This window comes from Flavobacterium sp. P21 (assembly GCF_050632225.1).
Classification (GTDB): domain Bacteria; phylum Bacteroidota; class Bacteroidia; order Flavobacteriales; family Flavobacteriaceae; genus Flavobacterium.
In genome coordinates this window covers 3,383,729-3,406,394 of record NZ_CP192585.1, presented here as the reverse complement: position 1 = coordinate 3,406,394, position 22,666 = coordinate 3,383,729, and the positions used below count along the sequence as shown (strand labels likewise).

15 protein-coding genes, 2 tRNA genes, 3 rRNA genes and 2 pseudogenes are annotated in these 22,666 nt (G+C 36.9%); 11 read left to right on the top strand and 11 right to left on the bottom strand.

Annotation, left to right across the window (positions count from 1 at the left end):
• Nucleotides 1–296 precede the first annotated feature (296 nt).
• Nucleotides 297–632 carry an ankyrin repeat domain-containing protein gene (locus ACQ9BO_RS17070; RefSeq protein ID WP_431241691.1) on the top strand — a complete coding sequence of 112 codons (336 nt, stop codon included), beginning with the start codon at nucleotides 297–299 and terminating at the stop codon, nucleotides 630–632.
• 88 nt (nucleotides 633–720) lie between these two features.
• On the opposite strand, the gene ACQ9BO_RS17065 is transcribed toward ACQ9BO_RS17070, so the two are convergent.
• From ACQ9BO_RS17065 to ACQ9BO_RS17035, 7 genes and pseudogenes are all read right to left on the bottom strand, one after another.
• Entirely contained in the window at nucleotides 721–1,323 is a 603-nt protein-coding gene (locus tag ACQ9BO_RS17065) for a DUF2238 domain-containing protein (RefSeq protein WP_431241690.1), read from the bottom strand.
• A gap of 111 nt (nucleotides 1,324–1,434) precedes the next feature.
• Nucleotides 1,435–4,533 (bottom strand): annotated as a pseudogene (locus tag ACQ9BO_RS17060) (efflux RND transporter permease subunit).
• A gap of 4 nt (nucleotides 4,534–4,537) precedes the next feature.
• Nucleotides 4,538–5,623, bottom strand: coding sequence for an efflux RND transporter periplasmic adaptor subunit (locus ACQ9BO_RS17055; RefSeq protein WP_431241689.1), 1,086 nt, complete (start codon nucleotides 5,621–5,623; stop codon nucleotides 4,538–4,540).
• Between the two features lie 12 nt (nucleotides 5,624–5,635).
• The gene (locus ACQ9BO_RS17050; RefSeq protein WP_431241688.1) at nucleotides 5,636–6,883 is read right to left on the bottom strand and encodes a TolC family protein; all 1,248 of its coding nucleotides are present in this window, start codon (nucleotides 6,881–6,883) and stop codon (nucleotides 5,636–5,638) included.
• 87 nt (nucleotides 6,884–6,970) lie between these two features.
• Nucleotides 6,971–8,329: a HAMP domain-containing sensor histidine kinase gene (locus ACQ9BO_RS17045; RefSeq protein ID WP_431241687.1), complete on the bottom strand. Its 1,359-nt coding sequence runs from the start codon at nucleotides 8,327–8,329 to the stop codon at nucleotides 6,971–6,973.
• Entirely contained in the window at nucleotides 8,326–9,006 is a 681-nt protein-coding gene (locus ACQ9BO_RS17040; protein WP_431241686.1) for a response regulator transcription factor, read from the bottom strand. The genes ACQ9BO_RS17045 and ACQ9BO_RS17040 overlap by 4 nt, the downstream gene beginning before the upstream one ends.
• A gap of 57 nt (nucleotides 9,007–9,063) precedes the next feature.
• On the bottom strand, nucleotides 9,064–10,152 hold the full coding sequence (locus ACQ9BO_RS17035; protein WP_431241685.1) for a M42 family metallopeptidase: 1,089 nt from the start codon (nucleotides 10,150–10,152) through the stop codon (nucleotides 9,064–9,066).
• 81 nt (nucleotides 10,153–10,233) lie between these two features.
• Between ACQ9BO_RS17035 and ACQ9BO_RS17030 the strand changes: the two genes are divergently transcribed.
• Nucleotides 10,234–10,914: a DUF4294 domain-containing protein gene (locus ACQ9BO_RS17030; protein ID WP_431241684.1), complete on the top strand. Its 681-nt coding sequence runs from the start codon at nucleotides 10,234–10,236 to the stop codon at nucleotides 10,912–10,914.
• Between the two features lie 545 nt (nucleotides 10,915–11,459).
• Here the strand turns inward: ACQ9BO_RS17030 and ACQ9BO_RS17025 are convergent.
• The gene (locus ACQ9BO_RS17025) at nucleotides 11,460–11,840 is read right to left on the bottom strand and encodes a hypothetical protein (protein ID WP_431241683.1); all 381 of its coding nucleotides are present in this window, start codon (nucleotides 11,838–11,840) and stop codon (nucleotides 11,460–11,462) included.
• A gap of 144 nt (nucleotides 11,841–11,984) precedes the next feature.
• Here ACQ9BO_RS17025 and ACQ9BO_RS17020 point away from each other — a divergent pair.
• The 7 genes from ACQ9BO_RS17020 to ACQ9BO_RS16990 all read left to right on the top strand — a co-directional run bounded on the left by ACQ9BO_RS17020 (nucleotide 11,985) and on the right by ACQ9BO_RS16990 (nucleotide 18,238).
• A 16S ribosomal RNA gene (locus ACQ9BO_RS17020) occupies nucleotides 11,985–13,500 on the top strand.
• A 126-nt stretch (nucleotides 13,501–13,626) separates the two neighbouring features.
• Nucleotides 13,627–13,700, top strand: a tRNA-Ile gene (locus ACQ9BO_RS17015).
• A gap of 107 nt (nucleotides 13,701–13,807) precedes the next feature.
• Nucleotides 13,808–13,881: transfer RNA gene (locus ACQ9BO_RS17010), tRNA-Ala, on the top strand.
• A 127-nt stretch (nucleotides 13,882–14,008) separates the two neighbouring features.
• Nucleotides 14,009–16,889 (top strand): 23S ribosomal RNA (locus tag ACQ9BO_RS17005).
• 172 nt (nucleotides 16,890–17,061) lie between these two features.
• Nucleotides 17,062–17,171 (top strand): 5S ribosomal RNA (gene rrf / locus ACQ9BO_RS17000).
• The 16S, 23S and 5S rRNA genes sit together here with 2 tRNA genes alongside, the layout of an rRNA operon.
• A 165-nt stretch (nucleotides 17,172–17,336) precedes the next feature.
• Nucleotides 17,337–17,789: a DUF1569 domain-containing protein gene (locus ACQ9BO_RS16995; protein WP_431241682.1), complete on the top strand. Its 453-nt coding sequence runs from the start codon at nucleotides 17,337–17,339 to the stop codon at nucleotides 17,787–17,789.
• Between the two features lie 14 nt (nucleotides 17,790–17,803).
• Nucleotides 17,804–18,238 carry a nuclear transport factor 2 family protein gene (locus ACQ9BO_RS16990; RefSeq protein ID WP_431241681.1) on the top strand — a complete coding sequence of 145 codons (435 nt, stop codon included), beginning with the start codon at nucleotides 17,804–17,806 and terminating at the stop codon, nucleotides 18,236–18,238.
• Between the two features lie 3 nt (nucleotides 18,239–18,241).
• Here the strand turns inward: ACQ9BO_RS16990 and ACQ9BO_RS16985 are convergent, their stop codons facing one another.
• The 3 genes and pseudogenes from ACQ9BO_RS16985 to ACQ9BO_RS16975 form a co-directional block, all read right to left on the bottom strand.
• Nucleotides 18,242–18,361, bottom strand: a complete 120-nt coding sequence (locus tag ACQ9BO_RS16985; protein WP_431245139.1) for a hypothetical protein — start codon at nucleotides 18,359–18,361, stop codon at nucleotides 18,242–18,244.
• The gene (locus tag ACQ9BO_RS16980) at nucleotides 18,328–18,885 is read right to left on the bottom strand and encodes an endonuclease III domain-containing protein (protein WP_431241680.1); all 558 of its coding nucleotides are present in this window, start codon (nucleotides 18,883–18,885) and stop codon (nucleotides 18,328–18,330) included. The genes ACQ9BO_RS16985 and ACQ9BO_RS16980 overlap by 34 nt, the downstream gene beginning before the upstream one ends.
• 50 nt (nucleotides 18,886–18,935) lie before the next feature.
• A pseudogene (locus ACQ9BO_RS16975) lies at nucleotides 18,936–19,801 on the bottom strand (alpha/beta fold hydrolase).
• A 135-nt stretch (nucleotides 19,802–19,936) separates the two neighbouring features.
• Between ACQ9BO_RS16975 and ACQ9BO_RS16970 the strand changes: the two are divergent.
• Together ACQ9BO_RS16970 and ACQ9BO_RS16965 are read left to right on the top strand one after the other, a co-directional pair.
• Nucleotides 19,937–21,364: a glycogen synthase gene (locus ACQ9BO_RS16970; RefSeq protein WP_431241679.1), complete on the top strand. Its 1,428-nt coding sequence runs from the start codon at nucleotides 19,937–19,939 to the stop codon at nucleotides 21,362–21,364.
• Complete coding sequence (locus ACQ9BO_RS16965; RefSeq protein ID WP_431241678.1) at nucleotides 21,354–22,634, top strand: glucose-1-phosphate adenylyltransferase; 1,281 nt, start codon at nucleotides 21,354–21,356, stop codon at nucleotides 22,632–22,634. The genes ACQ9BO_RS16970 and ACQ9BO_RS16965 overlap by 11 nt, the downstream gene beginning before the upstream one ends.
• The last annotated feature ends 32 nt before the right edge of the window (nucleotides 22,635–22,666 follow it).

Here is a 22,666-nt window from a genome sequence, read left to right as displayed (position 1 = left end):
AGTGGTTGAAAATATTTATAAGATTTTTTACATTTTTTTCGATTCAAACTGTAACATATTGACTTTTTGTGCGTCTATTAAGAAAGCAAATTATTAACGTTCAGTTTGATTTTAAGCGCTTATATTAATTGAATGTTAAGAATTAGTTAAAACAAGGTACTTTGTTATACATAATACATAAAAATGAATTACCTTTACATCGAAATTAAAAATCATCAATAATCAATCAATTTAACAATCAATCAACATGAAAAAGTCAGTAATTATTTTAGGAGTAGCTTTAGTAGCTTTTGCCAATGTTTCAATGGCGAGCAAACCACGTATCATTAGTTGGAAATCCAAAAATCGCAGTTTCAAGAAACTTTTCAGCACCATTACACGTTGCTGTGAGCAAAGGAGATTTAGAAGTAGTGAAAAAATTTATTGCTTATGGAGCCAATGTAAATGAGCAATCAGAGGATATGACACCTTTGATGATCGCAACACGATACAATAAAGTTGAGATTATCAAAGTTTTATTAGAGAATGGTGCTCGTCCTGAAGACAAAAATGAGCAAGGTTTTACAGCATTGAAATATGCACAATTATCAAATGCAACTGAAGCAATTGCAATTTTAAAAGATTTAAAATAATACAGTTTAAATCTAGTTTGAGAGTTAGTATAATGAACGGCCTTCCTTGAGCAGAGGGCCGTTTTTTATTTTTATAATCTCAAGAATTTTAAAAATTGATTTCCTGAATTTTCTTATCTTGAATTCGGGAAAATATAATCAAAGCTGAAATTGCGCCAATAGTTGCAAACAACATATCCGATTGTGTATCCCAAACATAACCCTGAGTACCTAAAAAAGCATCTCCGCCATCGCCGGTTGCAAGCGAAACAAACCATTCAATAAATTCATAAGAGGCACTTATTGCCAGACAAATGCTTACGATGATAAAGTTGAAAAAACTCTTATTATTTACGACTTGTTTGCGAATAAATAATTCTCTAATAATCATTGCGGGAACAAAGCCTTGTGCAAAATGTCCGACTTTATCATAATTATTTCGGCTTTGATGGAATATTTCTTTTATATAATCAAAAAGCGGAACTTCAGCATATGTATAATGACCTCCAATAAACAAAATAATGCAATGAATTAAAATCAAAGTATAAGTAAAATTGGTAAATCGGAATTTTTTGAAAGTGAGAGCTAAAATTAGAAATCCAATTATGGCCGGAATAACTTCTAGAAAACAAGTAAAACCTTCTTTTGGATTTATAGTTGAAGCTAATAAAGAAATTAAGAAAATGGTTATCAGAAAATAGATGTATTTCATAAATAAGTTTTATTGTTGTAATGCAAGATATTAAACTAATTTGTAAAGGAAATAAAAAAGCACCATTATAAATTAATGATGCTTTTCCGCTGAATTAAGTTGTTTTAAGTTTTATTCAATTGGAACATTTTTCTTGCGGTTGAAAACCCAGAAAATAATTGGGAAAACCAATAATGTTAAAATTGTTGCTGTAACCAAACCACCTATAATTACAATAGCTAATGGTTTTTGTGACTCAGAACCAATTCCTGTTGAAATTGCTCGCTGGCATCAAACCTATAGAAGCCATAAGTGCCGTCATAACTACCGCTCTTGTTCTTGCTTTTACACCCATAAAAATAGATTCTTCGAGTGTGAATTTAGCCTTTAGATTATGATGAAATTCTGAAATTAGGATTACACCATTTTGAATACAAATTCCTAACAAGGCTATAAATCCAACACCAGCAGAGATTCCGAAATTCATTCCCGTGATATGCAACGCAATAATTCCTCCAATAACTGCAAACGGAACGTTGGCTAAAACAAGCAGTGAATCTTTGATATTTCCAAATAAAATAAATAACAAGACAAATATTCCGATTAAACTGATTGGTACAACTTGAGCCAAACGAGCGCTGGCGCGAACCTGATTTTCAAATTCTCCTGTCCAGCCCGTTGTATAACCTGTTGGCAGTTTTAATTCATTTACTTTTGATTGCGCTTCGGCAATCGTACTTCCTAAATCTCGATCACGAACAGAGAATTTTACTCCAATAAAACGTTTTGTATTGTCTCTGTAAATAAATGCAGGTCCGGTTATTGTTTTAAGATCGCAGATTTCTTTCAGTGGAATTTTGACGCCACTAATTGTAGGCACTTTTAACTCGGCTAAATCGACTTCATCTTTACGATATTCTTTTAGAAAACGGACTCTTACATCAAACTTTTTCTCATCTTCATATTTTTCTGTCGCCGTTTTTCCTCCAAAAGCCAATTCTAAAACGGCCTGTGCATCGCTTAACGTAACTCCATAAGCGACCATTTTTTCTCGATCCAAAATTACACTAATTTCAGGCTGGCCAACATTTCTAAGAATTCCGACATCTTTAATACCAGGGATATTTTTGATTTTGTTTAAAACTTCATTTGATAATTCGTCCAATTTATCCAAATCGTCCCCATATATTTTAACGGCATTTGATGCTTTGAAACCCGCAACAGATTCGGCTACGTTATCAATAACAGGTTGCGAATAATTATACGTAATTCCTTGATGAACTTTCAGTTTATCATCCATTTGATTAATTAGGTCATCCATAGAGATTTTTCGAGTCCATTCAGATTTTGGTTTCAAATCAACCTGCAACTGAATAAATCCAAATCCGTTTGGATCTGTTCCGTCATTGCTTCGTCCGGTTTGCGAAAGCACTTTTTTGACTTCCGGAAAACTTTCCAAATCTTTTCTAATCACTGCGACAGTCTGTACACTTTCAGGAAGAGAGGTGCTCATTGGCAATTCGGCAGTAACCCATAACGCGCCTTCATTTAATTGCGGAAGAAATTCTGTTCCTAAAAAAGTTGCCGAAAAGAATGCAGATGCTAGAATGGCTATGGAAGCAATCAATGTTTTTGATTTATGTTTGAATGTCCATGCAAATCCTTTCCCGACAATTCTGTCCCAGAAATTCACAAACGGGTTATGCTTTTCTTTTACATTTTTATTTAATAAAATATGAGATAAAACAGGTACAAGTGTCAGTGTGAAAAGCAATGCTCCCATCAAAGCAAATCCTAAAGTGTAAGCTAGAGGAGAGAACATTTTTCCTTCAACTTTCTGGAATGAAAATATTGGCAATAAAGCTGTGATGATAATTAATTTAGAAAAGAAAATGGCTTTTCCCATTTCAGTTCCGGTTTTCTTGATCAGGCTTCCTTTTGCAATTTTATTGTATTTTTCCATTCCTAGTTGATGCGCTCGATGATCAAGCACGACAAATAATCCTTCAACCATTACAACGGCACCATCAATAATAATCCCGAAATCGACTGCACCCAAACTCAATAAGTTGGCGCTCATTCCCATCATTTTTAAGCATAAAAATGCAAACAATAGCGAAAGCGGAATAACGATGGAAACGGTAAAGGTAGTTCGCCAATCGGCCATGAATAAAAACACGACGCAAGTAACCAGAATAATTCCTTCAAATAAATTATGCATTACTGTTTCGGTCGTGAAATTCATTAAATTATCACGATCATAAAAAGTTTCGATTTTAATATCCTTGGGAAGAATATTTTCATTCAAGTCTTTTATTTTGTCTTTTATTAAGGCTAAGGTTTCTTGAGCGTTTTCGCCTTTTCGCATGACAATAATTCCTTCAACGGCATCATCGTTTTTGCCAATTCCGGTTTGACCAACTCTTGGCATTGCGCTCTCATAAACAGATGCGACATTTTTTACCAAAATCGGATTTCCTCCAGCATCATCAACAATAATATTTTCAATATCAGGAATTGATTTTAAAAGTCCGACACCTCGAACAACGAATGCTTGTCCATTTTTTTCGATAATATCACCACCAACATTTAAGTTTCCACCATTTACAGCATTGTAAACTTGTAAAGGCGTAATGTTATATTTGGCAAGTTTTATTGGATCAACACCAACTTCGTAAGTTTTGGTTTGACCTCCAAAAACATTTAAATCTGCTACACCAGGAACGGCACGCAATTGTTTGTCGATAACCCAATTTTGATACGTTAATAATTCTCGGCTATCACGGCTGTCGCTTTTTACAATGTATCTGAAAATTTCTCCTGTAGGTCCGTAAGGAGGCTGAACATCTGGTTCGACATCATCAGGAAGCGAAACGTTTTTTAATAAATTATTTACCTGTAAACGCGCAAAAGTATCATCGACACCATCATCAAAAATGATTTTGATTACTGATAAGCCAAACATTGTAATACTGCGTACGCTGGTCTTTTTTTGCACTGAGTTCATAGAAATCTCGATTGGAGAAGTTACGAAACGCTCAACTTCTTCAGCACTTTTTCCATTCCATTGCGTAATGATGATAATTTGAGTATTGGTTACATCAGGAAAGGCATCAATTGGCATATTTTTGAACGAAATAAATCCAGCAACAGCCAATAATCCCACCCAAAAAAGGTGAATGCTTTATTCTTAAGTGAAAAAGCAATTATATTTCTAATGAATTTGTTCATCTTTTTATTCGTTTAAGGCGCGGTAAATAAATAACTGATTATTGGTAATGACTTTTTCGTTTTCTTTCAAGCCACTTGATATGTAGGTCGTTTTTCCAACAACTCGATAAACATCAACTTGTCTGGTTTCAATATTGTTACGATCTTTAAAAATCATTACAAAATTTTTGCTTTTATCAAATACGATTGCTTCGCTAGGAATGGCAATCATTGATTTGTCTTCTTTGAATGTTAATTTGATGTTTGCATTCATATCTGGCTTTAATAAATAATCAGAATTTTGCAGTTTGATTCTGGCTTGCATCGCTTTGGTTTCTGGGTCAATAACATTGAAAATTTTATCAACCTTTCCTTTAAAAACTTTATCAGGATAACTTAAAGTAGTGACATCAGCATCAATTCCAAGCTTTACTTTATTAATATCCATTTCGTTGATGTTTGCCATCGCCCAAACCTCGCTTATTTCGGCAATATCAAAGATGTTTTCAGAACGGTCATTTCTTAAAAGCATGTCTTGATTGATGCTTTTTTGAATAATAAAACCGCTTATTGGTGCAGTAACTTCATAAATAGAACCTGCTTTAATGTTGTAGATTTTATAAGTTTCTTGAATTTTGCTCAATTGCGTCTGAGCTTTATTTACTTCAGATTTTGCTTGAAGAACGTCGCTTTCAGAATTTAATTTTCCATCAAATAATTCCTGTGCAACCTTCAAATTATTTTTGGCAACCAATAAATCACTTTTTGCATCTAGCGACTGTTTTTCAAAATCAGCAATATCTGTACTTCTGATAGTGGCTAGAACTTGCCCTTTTTTGACATAATCTCCAAGCTCGACATTTACTTTGATCACGTTTCCTCCAACCAAAGGATAAACGTCAATCATTTTATTATTATCGGCCGTAATTTTTCCGTAAAAATTTAATTCATTTTTTACAGGTTGCGTTTGTGCTACAGCTGTCGAAGTTGTTTTTAGCATTGCATCACTTAATGCAAAAGAAGAGTTTGTTTGCGGATTTTCTACCTCTTTTTTACAGCTTGCCAGTGACAGACTTACAATTGCAATTCCTATGATTAGTTTATATTTCATCTTTGTATATTTTTAGAATAAGTCTTTGTTGATTGTACTATTTAATTCTTCGCCTGAAATAGCGAGCTTTTTCTTCAATTCATTAACTAGAATTGTTGCTTGATTGTAGCTTTCCATAAAATCTGTAAATTCTAATAAGCTTACGTTTCGTTTTTGAAAATTGGTCAGCATTCCGTTGTAAACTGCTTCAAAATCGGCATTTACAGTTGGTTTAATAACCGAATAATTTTTACGAGATTCATCCCATTTATTCCAAGCCGATGTGATTTCGTTTTGTAACTGCAAATCAAAATTTTGCTTTTCAATTTTAGATTGTTCCAAAATAGTTTGAGCATATTTGATGTTCCCTTTATTTTTGTTCCAAAGTGGCAACGGAATTCCAAGCGACACATTTGCTTCCTTATTAAAAGCACCACCACGCTGATCATAATTTGCGCCTAATGTAAGATCAGGAATTGAAAGTGATTTTTGCCATTTTACGTTTAAGGCATTGGCATCAATTTCTTTTTGTTTAGCCAAGTAATCTGGTCTGTTTGCAATTGCTTGATCTTGCAATGATTTTAAGTCAAAATCGATAGTTTTCAAATATTTGCTGAATTCTTCTTTAGAAACATCTGGAATTACATTTTCAGTAGAATTAAGTAGTAATCTTAAATTGCTTTGCTCTTCGATATTGTCGTTTACGACTTCCATTCTTTCGTTCTTAAAATTGAGATACAGTGATTGCAAGCGAACAACATCTTTTAAAGGAATATTTCCTTTTTGAGCTTGAACAGAATAGGAGTTGATCAAATTCTCAATATGAGCAAGTTGCTGATCTGTTGTTTCGAGACTTTTTGTATTGTAATAAACAGTGTAGAAGCTTTTTCGAAGCTGGAGTTTTAGTGTCCTTAAAAGATCATTAAACTGTAATTCTGCCAATTGCTCATTGGTTTGAGCCAATTTGACTTCGTTGCGCTTTTTTCCGCCTAAATAAATTAATTGCTCAATACCAAATGATTTTTGGCCTTCTTTTCCAACGTCAAAATATTTGTTAGCGTCTGGATTATAAGCATTTAATTCTGCCGATATAGTCGGATTATCCCAAATTTTTGCCTGAATAGTCAATGCTTTTGATGCATCAATATTGTATTGTGATGCCAGCAGAAAAAGATTGTTTTTAAGAAATTGGCTTTCACAGTCTTGAAGGGTGACTGTTTTTTGAGCCATTACTGCCTGATTGAATAATGCAAGCAGGAATAGTGCATACAGTTTTTTCATTGTATCAATTTTAAGTTGTACAAATATGCTATCGACAGACTTTAAGAGACCTTAAATTCTACCTTAAAAATACCTTAAAAAAGAATATTAATGAAAGAAAAGTTGAAATAAATTTATGTTTTCTGCTGGTACACTGTAAGTTATGGTTGAATGATGCAGAGTTAAAATACGTTGTACGATGCGAAGTCCTAGTCCGAAACCTGAAGTTCCTTTGGCATTTTTTCCTCGCATAAAAGGTTGAAAAAGATTTTGCTGTTCTTTTTCAGTGAGTGTTTTTCCTGTGTTGGATATCGAAAGAACTAGATGATCGTTTTGAGTTCCAATTACAACTTTGGCTTGTTTATTGTCGGAGTAAACACACGCATTTTTTAAAACATTGCTCACGGCAATTTCCAAAAGATTTTTATTTCCTTTGACTTCTAATGCAAAATCTAGATTGTCGCTTTCCTCCATTTCAAAAAGAATAACGAAATCAGGAAAGCTTTTGTTCAAATTTTCAATAGCCGAAAATAAAATCTCGTCCATTCGATGAACTTCGGTATTTTCATGATTGTTAGAATCGATTTTTGAAAGAATTAATAAGGAGTTGATTAATTCGGTTAATTGATTGACATCTGATAAAATTACTTTTAAGAAAGATCTTCCTTTTTCCGATGTTGCTGGATCTGCGGCAACATTTTCAATTTGTGATGTAATTCTGGATAAAGGCGTTCTTAACTCGTGAGATGCATTTGCGGTAAATTCTTTTTGTTTTTGATAGGAAACCTCAATTCGATCCATCATGAAATTGAATTCATTTGCAATCAAATCAATTTCATTTGTATTGCTCTTAGATTCGACACGCGTATCAAGATTGTTTTCATTTATATTTTTTATTTTTTGATGAAATATATTCAAAGGATTCATTGCTTTTTTGACCATAAACGAAGTCAAAACCCAACAAATACATGTAAAAAAGATGTATGATACGATTAAAGTATAACGAAGAAAAAGAAGTTTTCGATTTCCATAATCGTCTTTTGCTGAAATTAGGGCATAAAAGTCTCGGTCTTTTGTATCGTAAAAAACGCCATATACTTCATAATTGCCTTGTTGCTTAAAGAAAGTTTTGTGTTTTTTAAGGTATTTTAAATCTTCAACAGACCAATTTATTTTTGCATCATCGATACTGCTGTAAATGAGTTTAAAATGAGAATCAAAAACTAAAGTCTTTTCGTCATATAATTTATTGATAGAATTTTGGTCGATTATTTTCAAAAGCTGTTCATCAACTTCCTTTACATTTACCAAAAGCTTGATGTTTGAAAGTGCTTTTATTTCTAAGCGATCGCGAAATTCTTCTTTCCTAAAATTAGAATACAAAACAAATATCACGGTAGAAGCCAATCCAAAAAGAATTGTAAAAAGTAAACTTACTAAAAGTGATATTCTGTTCTTTAATGTCATTCTTGGTTGCTTAAATAATATCCGTAGCCAACTTTTGTTCGAATAAGTTTTATTTCGTGATCTTTATCTATTTTCTTGCGAAGAAAGTTTATATAGACCTCAATTGTATTTTGATTGGTCTCGATATGATAATCCCATAGTTTTTCGGCAATAAATTGTTTAGACAAGACTTTTCCTTTGGCATGAGCCAAAATCATAATCAATTTAAATTCTTTTGGAGTTAGTTTGATTTCTTCGCCAGATCGAAAAACTTTCATTTCTTCTTCAAGAATTTCTAAATCTTCAATTAAAATCTTTTCTTCAGTTTGTTGCGGAATCTCTTTTCGCCTTAAAAGAGATAAAATACGCGCATATAATTCCTCAAAGTGAAAAGGCTTTACAAGGTAATCATCAGCACCATTTTCAAAAGCAGTCAATTTATCGTCAATTTCGCTAAAGGCAGTAAGCATGATAATTGGCGTTTTTTTATCGGTTTCTCGAATGGCTTTGCAAACATCAAAACCATTTTTGCCAGGAACATTAATATCAAGTATAATTAAATCATATTCGTTTGGAATATATTTTTTTAATAATAATCCTCCATCATAATAGGGAATGCACTCGAAGTTCTTCGAAGTAAAGAATGTAGATATTTCTTTAGATAAAGTAAAATCGTCTTCGAGGAGTAAAAGTTTCATATATAGTTTGTTTGTAAATTAGGCTGTTCCTTCAAACAGCCTAATTTATCAGATATATTATTTAAAATAAGAAAAAGTTTCGTTGTTTTCAATTTTCAACAATGATTCATAAATAAGCTGAATCACATTTTCAACATCTTCTCTGTGTACCATTTCAACAGTCGTATGCATATAGCGCAAAGGCAATGAAATCAATGCCGAAGCCACTCCACCGTTACTGTATGCAAAAGCATCAGTATCTGTTCCTGTCGCATTTGATGTTGCGTTTCGCTGAAAAGGAATTTTCTTTTCTTCGGCAGTATCAACAATCAAATCGCGTAATTTATTTTGAACAGCTGGTGCATAAGCAATTACAGGACCTTTTCCCATTTTTAGATCGCCTTCAACCTTTTTGTCGATCATTGGCGTATTAGTATCATGGCATACATCTGTTATAATGGCAACATTTGGCTTAATAGTTTGTGCAATCATTTCGGCACCGCGCAAACCAATTTCTTCTTGAACTGAATTTACGATGTATAATCCAAACGGAAGCTTTTTCTTGTTTTCGTGCAAAAGTCTTGCAACTTCAGCAATCATAAAACCGCCCATTCTGTTGTCAATTGCACGGCAAACAAATTTATTCTCGTTTAGAATCATGAATTCATCCGGATAAGTAATAACACAGCCAACATGAACTCCTTTTTCTTCAACTTGCTCTTTTGTTTCGCATCCCAAATCAATAAAGATATTGCTCAGTTTTGGTGCCTCTTCTTTATCACGCAAACGTGTATGTATAGCTGGCCAGCCAAAAACACCTTTTACAATTCCTTTTTTAGTATGTATATTGACTCTTTTTGAAGGAGCAATTTGGTGATCAGAGCCACCATTTCTTATTACATATATAAGTCCGTCATCTGTAATATAATTTACAAACCATGAAATTTCATCGGCGTGGCCTTCAATCACCACTTTAAAAGGCGCATCAGGATTAATAACTCCAACTGCAGTTCCATAAGTGTCGGTAATAAAGGTGTCAACATAAGGTTTTAAATATTGCATCCAAAGTTTTTGCCCTTCGCTTTCATATCCAGTAGGTGAGGCGTTATTTAGGTAGCTTTCCAAGAAAGCAATTGAAGTATCTTTTAAGATAGAATTTGAACTCATAAAAATATTTTTTTGCTAATTTATAAATTTGGTATTAGAGTTGTATATAAATATATAATTTTACATTTAAATTAAGACTCAATGAGATTTACCAGTATTCTTTTATTCTTTCTATTGTTTTCATTTTCAAGTTATGCTCAGGTTACCCCAAAAGAAAACCAGCAAATGGGTTATGTGCTGACAGAAAAAGATTCTATTTTAGGCGATACAATTGAATTGCCTGAAATCATCATTACAAAAGAAAAACTCGATCCTGAAGCTCAAAAGCAATTTTTGATTCTTCAAAACAGGGTTTATAAAGTGTATCCTTATGCAAAATTAGTCGCTGATAGATTAACGGCACTAAATAAAGGTATGGCGCGTTTGAATTCAAATCGTGAGAAAAAGAAATATTTTAAAATCGTTGAAGATTATCTAAACAATGAATTTGAAGACAGACTTAAGAAGCTTTCCCGAAAACAAGGCCAAATTCTTGTAAAGCTTGTTCATCGTCAAACGGGAATAACAACTTATGATTTAATAAAAACTTTAAAAAGCGGTTTCAAAGCATTTGTTTCTAATACCACTGCCAACTTATTTGATATTAGTTTAAAGAAAGAATACAATCCTTATGAAGTAAATGAAGACTATTTAATAGAAACCATTCTTCAAAGAGCCTTCGAGTCTGGCCGATTAGTTAATCAAAAAGCGACGAATCCAATTGATTACGATGATTTAATGAAAAAATGGGAGGAAAAAGCGAAAGCTCCAGCTAATCAATAGTAGAAAACAGTTATTTATAATATAAATTTAATTATTCAACCCGCCAGTTTTCCAAAAGGCTGTCGGGTTTGTTTTTGTATACATATTGTATACATATATAGTATAATAGAATAAGAAGCCTTTTAGGGTAGAGGCGCACAGCAGTGCGTCTTATGCACACGATGAAGACTCCTATGTAGATTTCGGATTTGTTCAGGAGCTGTTTCCCGCTATCCGCTTCAATCTTTTTGTGGCTCCCGAAGCCTCGGGACCGCCACAAAAGGATTTCCTCCCGATGCCTCGGGACTATCGGGGTTATGGCGCCGGTTTTCAGGAGAAATTCATTGAAGGAAAAGACAATCCTGTGATGAAAAACAGAATAAAAAAGTGAAAACTCTGCGTCTTTGTGGCTCTGGGGGATTAAAAAGAGGATCCAAAAGAGATCTTAAGCCTTGTTTTTTCTTCAAAAAAGAGTGTCGAAGACTGGGAATTCCATAAAACGGAGAGCAGAAAAGATCCGAAAACAATCAAAAGCATATCATAACTCAGAAAAACGCTACAATGACTCAAAAAACTTTGCTTTGTAAAGAAACGGTTATCAGCAAGTTAGGGAAAAAATAAAAAAAAGACCGAAAAAACATTGAAAAAAGCCTTGCACAACTGGAAAAAGGTGCTACTTTTGCACCCGCAACAGCGAAAACGTTCACAGAAATACTGGCAGGCAATAGGAACCAAACGGGAAGAGATTCCTGAGAAAAAAAGTTCAAAAAAAGCTTGCAGGTTTTGAAAAAGCGTTCTACATTTGCACCCCGCAAAACACGGAAAGTTCCTTGAGAGATTGAGAGAGAAATGAGAAAATGGAAGCGAAAAAAAGTTTCAAAATTTTTCAAGTTTTTCTTGCGAGAAACAAAAAGAAGTTTTAGTTTTGCACCCGCTTTGAGAGACAAGCGGAATACAAGAAATTACGTTCGTAGACATATTGAATTGACAGCCGTTCCGATGAGAATCGGAACAAACAGAATAAGAGTAACGGAATCGGAAGATCCGAATATAACCACTAGATAAGCGTCGAATATACATTATTAAAATATACGATGAAGAGTTTGATCCTGGCTCAGGATGAACGCTAGCGGCAGGCTTAACACATGCAAGTCGAGGGGTAGAAGTCTTCGGATTTTGAGACCGGCGCACGGGTGCGTAACGCGTATGCAATCTGCCTTCCACAGAGGGATAGCCCAGAGAAATTTGGATTAATACCTCATAGCATCGTTTTCCGGCATCGGGAAGCGATTAAAGTCACAACGGTGGAAGATGAGCATGCGTCCCATTAGCTAGTTGGCAAGGTAACGGCTTACCAAGGCGACGATGGGTAGGGGTCCTGAGAGGGAGATCCCCCACACTGGTACTGAGACACGGACCAGACTCCTACGGGAGGCGACAGTGAGGAATATTGGTCAATGGGCGCAAGCCTGAACCAGCCATGCCGCGTGCAGGATGACGGTCCTATGGATTGTAAACTGCTTTTGTACGGGAAGAAACACTCCTACGTGTAGGAGCTTGACGGTACCGTAAGAATAAGGATCGGCTAACTCCGTGCCAGCAGTACGCGGTAATACGGAGGATCCAAGCGTTATCCGGAATCATTGGGTTTAAAGGGTCTGTAGGCGGTCTTGTAAGTCAGTGGTGAAAGCCCATCGCTCAACGGTGGAACGGCCATTGATACTGCAGGACTTGAATTACTGGGAAGCAACTAGAATATGTAGTGTAGCGGTGAAATGCTTAGAGATTACATGGAATACCAATTGCGAAGGCAGGTTGCTACCAGTGGATTGACGCTGATGGACGAAAGCGTGGGTAGCGAACAGGATTAGATACCCTGGTAGTCCACGCCGTAAACGATGGATACTAGCTGTTGGGGGCGACCTCAGTGGCTAAGCGAAAGTGATAAGTATCCCACCTGGGGAGTACGAACGCAAGTTTGAAACTCAAAGGAATTGACGGGGGCCCGCACAAGCGGTGGAGCATGTGGTTTAATTCGATGATACGCGAGGAACCTTACCAAGGCTTAAATGCAGACTGACCGTTTTGGAAACAGAACTTTCGCAAGACAGTCTACAAGGTGCTCGCATGGTTGTCGTCAGCTCGTGCCGTGAGGTGTCAGGTTAAGTCCTATAACGAGCGCAACCCCTGTTGTTAGTTGCCAGCGAGTCATGTCGGGAACTCTAGCAAGACTGCCAGTGCAAACTGTGAGGAAGGTGGGGATGACGTCAAATCATCACGGCCCTTACGCCTTGGGCTACACACGTGCTACAATGGCCGGTACAGAGAGCGACCACCCCGCGAGGGGGAGCGAATCTACAAAGCCGGTCACAGTTCGGATCGGAGTCTGCAACTCGACTCCGTGAAGCTGGAATCGCTAGTAATCGGATATCAGCCATGATCCGGTGAATACGTTCCCGGGCCTTGTACACACCGCCCGTCAAGCCATGGAAGCTGGGGGTGCCTGAAGTCGGTGACCGCAAGGAGTCGCCTAGGGTAAAACTGGTAACTAGGGCTAAGTCGTAACAAGGTAGCCGTACCGGAAGGTGCGGCTGGAACACCTCCTTTCTAGAGCCTTAGTGTTGGTAGCAATACACGCTGAGGAAAAAAGATGCGGACCGGATGGTTTGGGATCCAAGACTGCGCTACTCTTGCTGTCGATTTAAAAAAAATGATAAAACTTAAGAAAAACAGAGTCTCGTAGCTCAGCTGGTTAGAGTACTACACTGATAATGTAGGGGTCGGCAGTTCGAGTCTGCCCGGGACTACTATTTGACTTGAGCAAAGGAAATTCTGGAAGCTGGGATTCGCCAAAAGAGATTAGAGAAGAATCAAGGGATCTAAAATCTGAATTCTAAAATCTGAGATTCAAAATGGGGGATTAGCTCAGCTGGCTAGAGCGCCTGCCTTGCACGCAGGAGGTCAACGGTTCGACTCCGTTATTCTCCACAATCCCGATGGATCGGGAAAAAGTTCATTGACATATTGAGATAAGAAAAATACAAAAAGTAGAAAGCGTTTCTGCCAGCGATGGCGGAAACAAAAAAACGGTCTCGTTTTGAAAACGAGATTGGTACAATAAGCAAAACAAGGGCGCATGGGGAATGCCTAGGCTCTCAGAGGCGAAGAAGGACGTGATAAGTCGCGAAAAGTCGCGGGGACTGGCACACACAGATCGATCCGCAGATATCCGAATGGGGCAACCCGCTATGCTGAAGGCATAGCACACCGATAGGTGGGCAAACCCGCTGAACTGAAACATCTAAGTAGGCGGAGGAGAAGAAAACAAAAGTGATTCCGTAAGTAGTGGCGAGCGAACGCGGATTAGCCCAAACCAGGCATGTTGCGGCATATCTGGGGTTGTAGGACCGCGACATTTCATGCACAAGGAACCGGAAGCTTCTGGAAAGGAGCGCCATAGAGGGTGACAGCCCCGTATGGGCAACGAGTGTAATGGATAGCGGTATCCTGAGTAGGGCGGGGCACGTGAAACCCTGTCTGAATTCGGCGGGACCATCCGCTAAGGCTAAATACTCCTGAGAGACCGATAGTGAACCAGTACCGTGAGGGAAAGGTGAAAAGAACCGTGAATAACGGAGTGAAATAGATCCTGAAACCATGCGCCTACAAGCGGTCGGAGCCCTTAAGTGGGGTGACGGCGTGCCTTTTGCATAATGAGCCTACGAGTTAACGTTGCCGGCAAGGATAAGTGGTTAAGCCATGGATCCGCGGCGAAAGCGAGTCTGAATAGGGCGCTTTAGTCGGCAGTGTTAGACGCGAAACCGTGTGATCTACCCATGGGCAGGTTGAAGCTGTGGTAACACACAGTGGAGGACCGAACCGGTTGACGTTGAAAAGTCTTCGGATGACCTGTGGGTAGGGGTGAAAGGCCAATCAAACTCGGAAATAGCTCGTACTCCCCGAAATGCATTTAGGTGCGGCGCTGATGATAGTTATATAGAGGTAGAGCTACTGATTGGATGCGGGGGCTTCACCGCCTACCAATTCCTGACAAACTCCGAATGCTATATAATGTTTCACAGCAGTGAGGGCTTGGGTGCTAAGGTCCAAGTCCGAGAGGGAAAGAACCCAGACCATCAGCTAAGGTCCCCAAATATATGCTAAGTTGAAAGAACGAGGTTTGTCTGCCCAGACAGCTAGGATGTTGGCTTGGAAGCGACCATTCATTTAAAGAGTGCGTAACAGCTCACTAGTCGAGCGGACGAGCATGGATAATAATCGGGCATAAGCATATTACCGAAGCTATGGATTTTGCGGCAATGCAAAGTGGTAGGGGAGCATTCCGACAGGGCTGAAGGTGTGTCGCAAGGCATGCTGGACCGGTCGGAAAAGAAAATGTAGGCATAAGTAACGATAATGCGGGCGAGAAACCCGCACACCGAAAAACTAAGGTTTCCACAGCTATGCTAATCAGCTGTGGGTTAGTCTGGTCCTAAGGCGAACCCGAAAGGGACAGTCGATGGCCGACGGGTTAATATTCCCGTACTACTAATTACTGTGATGGGGTGACGGAGTGATGAAAGCGCCGCGAACTGACGGAATAGTTCGTTGAAGTACCTAGCTATATTCTCTATAGGCAAATCCGTAGAGAATGGTGAAATACGATAGTACTCGGAGTCTTCGGACAAAGAGATAGTGCGCCTAAGGGCTTCCAAGAAAAACCTCTAAACTTCAGGTAATTAGTACCAGTACCGCAAACCGACACAGGTAGTTGAGGAGAGAATCCTAAGGTGCTCGAGAGATTCATGGCTAAGGAATTAGGCAAAATAGACCTGTAACTTCGGGAGAAAGGTCGCCCCGCCCACGGCGGGGCCGCAGTGAAGAGGTCCAGGCGACTGTTTATCAAAAACACAGGGCTCTGCAAAATCGCAAGATGAAGTATAGGGCCTGACACCTGCCCGGTGCTGGAAGGTTAAGAGGAGATGTTATCTTCGGAGAAGCATTGAATTGAAGCCCCAGTAAACGGCGGCCGTAACTATAACGGTCCTAAGGTAGCGAAATTCCTTGTCGGGTAAGTTCCGACCTGCACGAATGGTGTAACGATCTGGACACTGTCTCAGCCATGAGCTCGGTGAAATTGTAGTAACGGTGAAGATGCCGTTTACCCGCAGTGGGACGAAAAGACCCTGTGCACCTTTACTATAGCTTAGTATTGACCTTGGATAAATGATGTGTAGGATAGGTTGGAGACTATGGGCGGCGTCGCCAGGCGTTGTGGAGTCATTGTTGAAATACAACCCTTTGTTTATCTGAGGCCTAACCCCGCGTCGCGGGGGACATTGCTTGGTGGGTAGTTTGACTGGGGTGGTCGCCTCCAAAAGAGTAACGGAGGCTTCTAAAGGTTCCCTCAGCACGCTTGGTAACCGTGCGCAGAGTGCAATGGCATAAGGGAGCTTGACTGAGAGACATACAGGTCGATCAGGTACGAAAGTAGAGCATAGTGATCCGGTGGTTCCGCATGGAAGGGCCATCGCTCAAAGGATAAAAGGTACGCCGGGGATAACAGGCTGATCTCCCCCAAGAGCTCATATCGACGGGGGGTTTGGCACCTCGATGTCGGCTCGTCACATCCTGGGGCTGGAGAAGGTCCCAAGGGTTGGGCTGTTCGCCCATTAAAGTGGCACGCGAGCTGGGTTCAGAACGTCGTGAGACAGTTCGGTCTCTATCTACTGCGGGCGTTAGAAATTTGAGTGGATCTGATTCTAGTACGAGAGGACCGAATTGGACCAACCTCTAGTGTATCTGTTGTCCCGCCAGGGGCACCGCAGAGTAGCTACGTTGGGAAGGGATAAGCGCTGAAAGCATATAAGCGCGAAACCCACCACAAGATGAGATTTCTTTTAAGGATCGTGGAAGATGACCACGTTGATAGGCTACAGATGTAAAGGCGACAATGTCACAGTCGAGTAGTACTAATAATCCGTAAGCTTATGTACATCCCTTTTCCCTCCGAGCAATCGGAGGGAGAGAACTTTCTATAATGGATATTGTTTCTTTGTCTCAGTATGTTAAGATATTAGCTCGCGCAAGAGCAGTGATTAGTAAAAAGTAACTAGTGATTAGTCCAAAGCTAATTGCTAATCACTAAAAGCTAATCACTTAAAACCTTAAGGTGGTTATTGCGGCGGGGCTCACCTCTTCCCATCCCGAACAGAGAAGTTAAGCCCGCCTGCGCAGATGGTACTGCATCATTGTGGGAGAGTATGTCGTCGCCTTTCTTTTGAGAATCCTCATCATTCACTTGATGGGGATTTTTTTTGTTTTTTCTATCTTTAAAAACTGAGGATTAAAATATATTGAATATCAAGAAATAAAATTCCCGTTAAATTTAATATCAAAGTAAATTTTCTATTTTTGTGTCAGTACTACTTTAATTTTAAATTATGCAAAATGTCTTTCAAAAACCCCATTGTGATCTATTTATTGATAGGATTAATCAGTTAAAATCTGATTCGCAAGGGCTATGGGGAAAAATGTCTGTTGATCAAATGCTTGCGCATTGTAACGTTACTTATGAAATGGTTTATGATAATATCCATCCGAAACCAAATGCGGTTATGAAATTTATTTTAAAGTTGCTTGCAAAAAAAACAGTAGTTGGTGACAAACCTTACTCAAGAAACATCAATACGGCGCCACAATTTATTATTAAAAATGTTCGAGACTTTGAAATTGAAAAAAGCAGGTTAATTGCTTATGTTAATAAAACACGAGAATTGGGTGAAAAGGAGTTTGAAGGTAAAGAGTCTCATTCTTTTGGAGTGTTAACTGCTTCAGAGTGGAATAACATGTTTGCTAAACATTTAGATCATCATCTTGCCCAATTTGGTGTTTAATAATTTTTATTGCTATGAAATTTTATATAATTATTGTTTTTCTACTTCTTGCATTATCGGTAAATGCTCAAAAACAAGATGTTCAAAAAACTATCGAAGTCTTTTTCGAAGGTTTTCATCAGAAGGATTCTATGAAAATAAAATCAGTTTGTTCCGATAGAATTATCCTGCAATCTATTAGTGAAAGTGTTACAAAGGGAAATAAATTGTCAGATGAAAAGGCAAGTGTTTTTTACAGATCAATTGCTACAATTCCTGCTAATTTAAAATTTCAAGAAAAAATCATTAGTTATAATATCCAAATTGATGGAACGATGGCTCATGTTTGGGCGCCATATGAATTTTATCTGAATGATAAATTGAGCCATTTAGGCGTAAATACTTTTACTTTGTTTAAAGAAAAAGATTCTTGGAAAATTATTTATCTAATAGATACACGAAGAAAATAGGAACTATATTACTTCTGTAGCATAATAAAAACAAATATCTGCTAAGAGACATTCTTCGCATTTTGGTTTTGGCCTGCATGTTTCTCTTCCTAAAAAGAAATTGCCATTCCTATTTCTGACCAGATATTTTTTGGCAAAACTTGCATCAAATCTTTTTCTACTTTATTTCCGTCTTTTGCTTCTTTAATGATTCCAATTCTTGGGGCAACACGAATTACATGTAAATCGGCAATAATTCCTTCAGCGGGTTTTCCGGTTTCTCTTAAAATGACATTTGCAGATTTTCTTCCAAGACCTTTTAATGCAGTTAATCCTTGCATTGTTAACGGAATATCGTCATCATTTTGAATTGTTTTTGCGATTTCTAATATCCAATTGGCTTTTGTCCCGAAATTACGAACTTTACTTATATAAGGAATTAATGTTTCAATATCTGTTTGTGATAAACTTTTTAAAGTTGGAAATTTTTCAAATAAAACAGGTGCTATTTTATTGATATTGGCATCAGAATCTTGGGCAGATAAAATGACCATGATCAATAATTGATAAGTATTTTGGTATTCGAGAGGATGTCTTTTTCCCTTATATTTCTCTAAAATTGGCTCTAATTTTGTTTCCCAATCTGATGTTTCTCCAAATAAATTCATTTTAAATTTGTTTTTAAGTTAATCGGGGTGAAAATATAACTATCACAAAATTAGTTAGTTTTGATGAAATCTAGAGTTTTTTTGATAACATTTTGATTTCCAAGTATTTTTCGATGACCTAGTCCATCTGTCAAATATAAAGTTCCATTTTCAAGATTTTGCTGAATATGAATTCCAGCTTTAACAGGAACTTCAGGGTCGTCATTGTCGTGAATAACTAAAACAGGATTTTTTACTTTTTGCGCCGCTCGATACGCTGAAAAATCATCCATTTTTACTTGATATTTCTCCTCAAAACGATCACGAAGACGTTCGCTGATTTCTTGTTTTAAGCCTAATTTTGAAATAAACTCATCTAGAATATCTTGTACAATATCATGCTTCCAATAATAACTGCTTTGTTTACATGAAGTCCATCCTTAATTGCATTTAACACAGACATTCCGCCAAGCGAATGACCAATTGCAATTTCAAAAGGACCAAATTGTTTTTCAATTTCTAATATAGAAGCGATAAACTCAGACATTATCGTCGATTTTCCTCGAGATTTTCCATGTGCAGGAGCGTCAAAACTTATTGTTGAAAAACCATTTTTCAAAAGTTCATCTGCTATTTTAAACAGTTGTGTGCCTCTTCCAGACCATCCGTGAACTAATAAAACTTTACGATTGCTTTCTCCATACTGGTATGTTACAACGTTTTTGTTTATTGCTGGTACATGAATTATTTTGTGAACGCTTTTAGAATCCATTTCAAGTTCTCGTTTTGGAATCTTATGTTTTACAGGCGTTGTAAATAATTTTGCGGCGTATTTAGTAACCAATTTGGTAGAAATAAAAGCGCAAATTTTACAGGATACAATAATAAATTGTGGAATTTTTAATGAATTAGTAGGATTAGTTTCCTTTTTTGACATATTGATAAATTTTTTTAGAGAGCAGGATTCTCCTAATTTTTTCCTAAATTTAAAGAACATAAAAGTAGCATATTATTGATTAGCTGAAAAAAATAAATCAACAATTACTATTTAATACTGTTATAAAATTTTAGGATGGAAATATTTCATTTAAGCGCAGAATGTTACCCAATGGCAAAAGTAGGCGGATTGGCCGATGTTGTTGGAGCGTTGCCAAAATATCAGACTAATGCAGGGCACGAGGTAAGAGTCGTTGTTCCTTGCTATGATACAAAATTCAGAAAAGAAAATGATTTTGAATGTGTTCATTGGGGAAATGTAAAACTTGGGAATTTTAATTTCCCTTTTAGTGTTTTAAAAGAGACTTCTGATAAGCTCGGCTATGAATTATATCTCATAGAAATTAAGGAATTATTTGATCGACCTAATGTTTATGGCTATGAAGATGATATTGAACGATTTCTATCTTTCCAAATTGCAAGTTTAGATTGGATTGTAGCTCGCAATAAAGTTCCAGAAATAATAAATTGTCACGATCATCATACAGGAGTTGTTCCATTTTTGATAAAATATGCCTATAAATATGAAAGTTTAAGAAATGTAAAAACAGCCATAACAATCCATAATGGTTTATATCAGGGATGGTTTGGATTTGACAAACTGCATTATTTGCCAGAATTTGATTTGATTCATGTAGGATTTTTAGAGTGGAATCATTCGATTAATTCATTGGCTGTTGGGGTAAAGTGTGCACATGCAGTTACCACTGTTTCACCAAGTTATCTTAATGAAATAAATCGATATGCAAACGGATTGGAAGCGTTGTTCAATTCGGTTCGAAATAAATCGAAAGGGATTTTAAATGGAATTGATATTGAAGTTTGGGATCCGTCAAAAGATAAAATGATTGAGCATCATTATACTATTGAAAGTTTTGAAATTGGAAAACAAAAAAATAAAGAAAAGCTTTGCGAGCAATTTGAATTAGATCCTTCAAAACCTCTTTTCAGTTTTATTGGGCGTTTATTTGAAGAAAAAGGCGGTGATTTATTGCCACAAGCTTCGGCATTAGCGTTATCTGAAAATTTTGAGAACATTAATATTCTGATTTTAGGGTCAGGAAATCAAGAAATAGAAGCACAATTGACGCAATTACGCAACGATTATAAAGGCAATTACAATGTTTTTATAGGTTATAATGAAGATTTGGCGCATTTGATTTATGCTGGTTCCGATTTTATTTTAATGCCTTCAAGGGTGGAGCCTTGCGGTTTGAACCAAATGTATGCCATGCGATATGGAACTGTTCCAATTGTGAGAAGAACTGGTGGACTGCGAGATACGGTTGTTGATTTTGGTGATGATGGAAATGGAGTTTGCCACGACCAGGCTTCAATTGGCGATATTTGTTATTCTATCAATCGAGCAGTAAAGCTGTACGATGATAAAATAAATTTCAATAAAGTTTTAAAAAGAGGAATGTCTGCAGATCATTCCTGGGAAAGTGTGTGCCAAGAATACATCGAAATATACAACTTAATAATTCAGCAAAATGAAGTTTAAAAAGAAAAATGTAGTTGCCATTATTTTAGGAGGCGGACAAGGATCTCGCTTATTTCCATTGACAGAAACTAGATCAAAACCTGCAGTTCCTATTGGGGGAAAATATCGTTTGGTAGATATTCCAATTTCGAATTGCATCAATTCGGATATTTTCAAAATATTTGTTTTGACACAGTTTAATTCTGCATCTTTAAACGCCCACATTAAAAACACTTTTAATTTTAGCATTTTCAGCCAGTCTTTTGTTGATATCTTGGCGGCAGAACAAACTCCAGACAATCCAACTTGGTTTCAAGGAACTGCTGATGCTGTTAGACAATGTATGTCTCATTTTTTGAAACATGATTTTGACCATGCTTTGATTCTTTCTGGTGATCAGCTTTACCAAATGGATTTTAACGAAATGCTTGAAGCTCACATTGCGGCAGATGCTGAAATTTCTATTGCTACTTTACCTGTTAATGCTAAAGATGCTCCCGAATTTGGGATTTTAAAAACGAATCACGAAAGTGTTATTGAAGCTTTTATTGAAAAGCCAGATGCTTCATTATTACCACAATGGGAATCTGAAGTGAGCGAGCAAATGCAGGAAAAGGGGAAAAAATATTTGGCTTCAATGGGGATTTATATTTTCAATAAATCATTATTGGAAGAATTAATGTCGAATCCAGATACGAAAGATTTTGGAAAGGAAATTATTCCGCAAGCCGTTGGAAAACATAAAATATTGAGTTATCAATACGAAGGATATTGGACAGATATCGGAAATATTGAATCGTTTTTTGAAGCTAATATCGGCTTGACCGCTGATATTCCAGAGTTTAATCTGTTCGATAATGATAATAAGATTTTTACAAGACCAAGATTACTTCCGCCGTCAAAATTCAGAAATTCGATTATCAACCAATCATTGATTTCTGAAGGTTGTATCATCAATGCTAAAGAAATTAAGAGCTCAGTAATTGGAATTCGTTCCAGAATTGGTATTGGAACTGTTCTTGAAAACTGTTACGTTATGGGTAATGACTTCTATCAAGATCTGGACGAATTAAATCATGAAGCAAGCATAAGTAAAATTCATGTCGGAATTGGTGAAAATTGTTTTATTAAAAATGCTTTGGTAGATAAAAATGTCCGCATTGGAAATAATGTTCACATTAGCGGAGGAAAACATTTAGATAATTTCACAAACGAATTATATAGTATAAAAGATGGTATTGTTGTGATTAAAAAAGGAGCAATTCTATCTGATAATTTTAGAATTGAATAAAATTTAAGAACTTCCAATTCAAAAAATCCAAA

Coding starts and splice junctions, on each gene's coding strand:
- ACQ9BO_RS17030 (WP_431241684.1), top strand. CDS start 10,234: ATGAGATTTACCAGTATTCTTTTATTCTTTCTATTGTTTTCATTTTCA.
- ACQ9BO_RS16990 (WP_431241681.1), top strand. CDS start 17,804: ATGAAATTTTATATAATTATTGTTTTTCTACTTCTTGCATTATCGGTA.
- ACQ9BO_RS17040 (WP_431241686.1), bottom strand. CDS start 9,006: ATGAAACTTTTACTCCTCGAAGACGATTTTACTTTATCTAAAGAAATA.
- ACQ9BO_RS17035 (WP_431241685.1), bottom strand. CDS start 10,152: ATGAGTTCAAATTCTATCTTAAAAGATACTTCAATTGCTTTCTTGGAA.
- ACQ9BO_RS17070 (WP_431241691.1), top strand. CDS start 297: ATGTTTCAATGGCGAGCAAACCACGTATCATTAGTTGGAAATCCAAAA.
- ACQ9BO_RS17055 (WP_431241689.1), bottom strand. CDS start 5,623: ATGAAATATAAACTAATCATAGGAATTGCAATTGTAAGTCTGTCACTG.
- ACQ9BO_RS16970 (WP_431241679.1), top strand. CDS start 19,937: ATGGAAATATTTCATTTAAGCGCAGAATGTTACCCAATGGCAAAAGTA.
- ACQ9BO_RS17065 (WP_431241690.1), bottom strand. CDS start 1,323: ATGAAATACATCTATTTTCTGATAACCATTTTCTTAATTTCTTTATTA.
- ACQ9BO_RS16980 (WP_431241680.1), bottom strand. CDS start 18,885: ATGAATTTATTTGGAGAAACATCAGATTGGGAAACAAAATTAGAGCCA.
- ACQ9BO_RS17045 (WP_431241687.1), bottom strand. CDS start 8,329: ATGACATTAAAGAACAGAATATCACTTTTAGTAAGTTTACTTTTTACA.
- ACQ9BO_RS16965 (WP_431241678.1), top strand. CDS start 21,354: ATGAAGTTTAAAAAGAAAAATGTAGTTGCCATTATTTTAGGAGGCGGA.
- ACQ9BO_RS17050 (WP_431241688.1), bottom strand. CDS start 6,883: ATGAAAAAACTGTATGCACTATTCCTGCTTGCATTATTCAATCAGGCA.
- ACQ9BO_RS16995 (WP_431241682.1), top strand. CDS start 17,337: ATGCAAAATGTCTTTCAAAAACCCCATTGTGATCTATTTATTGATAGG.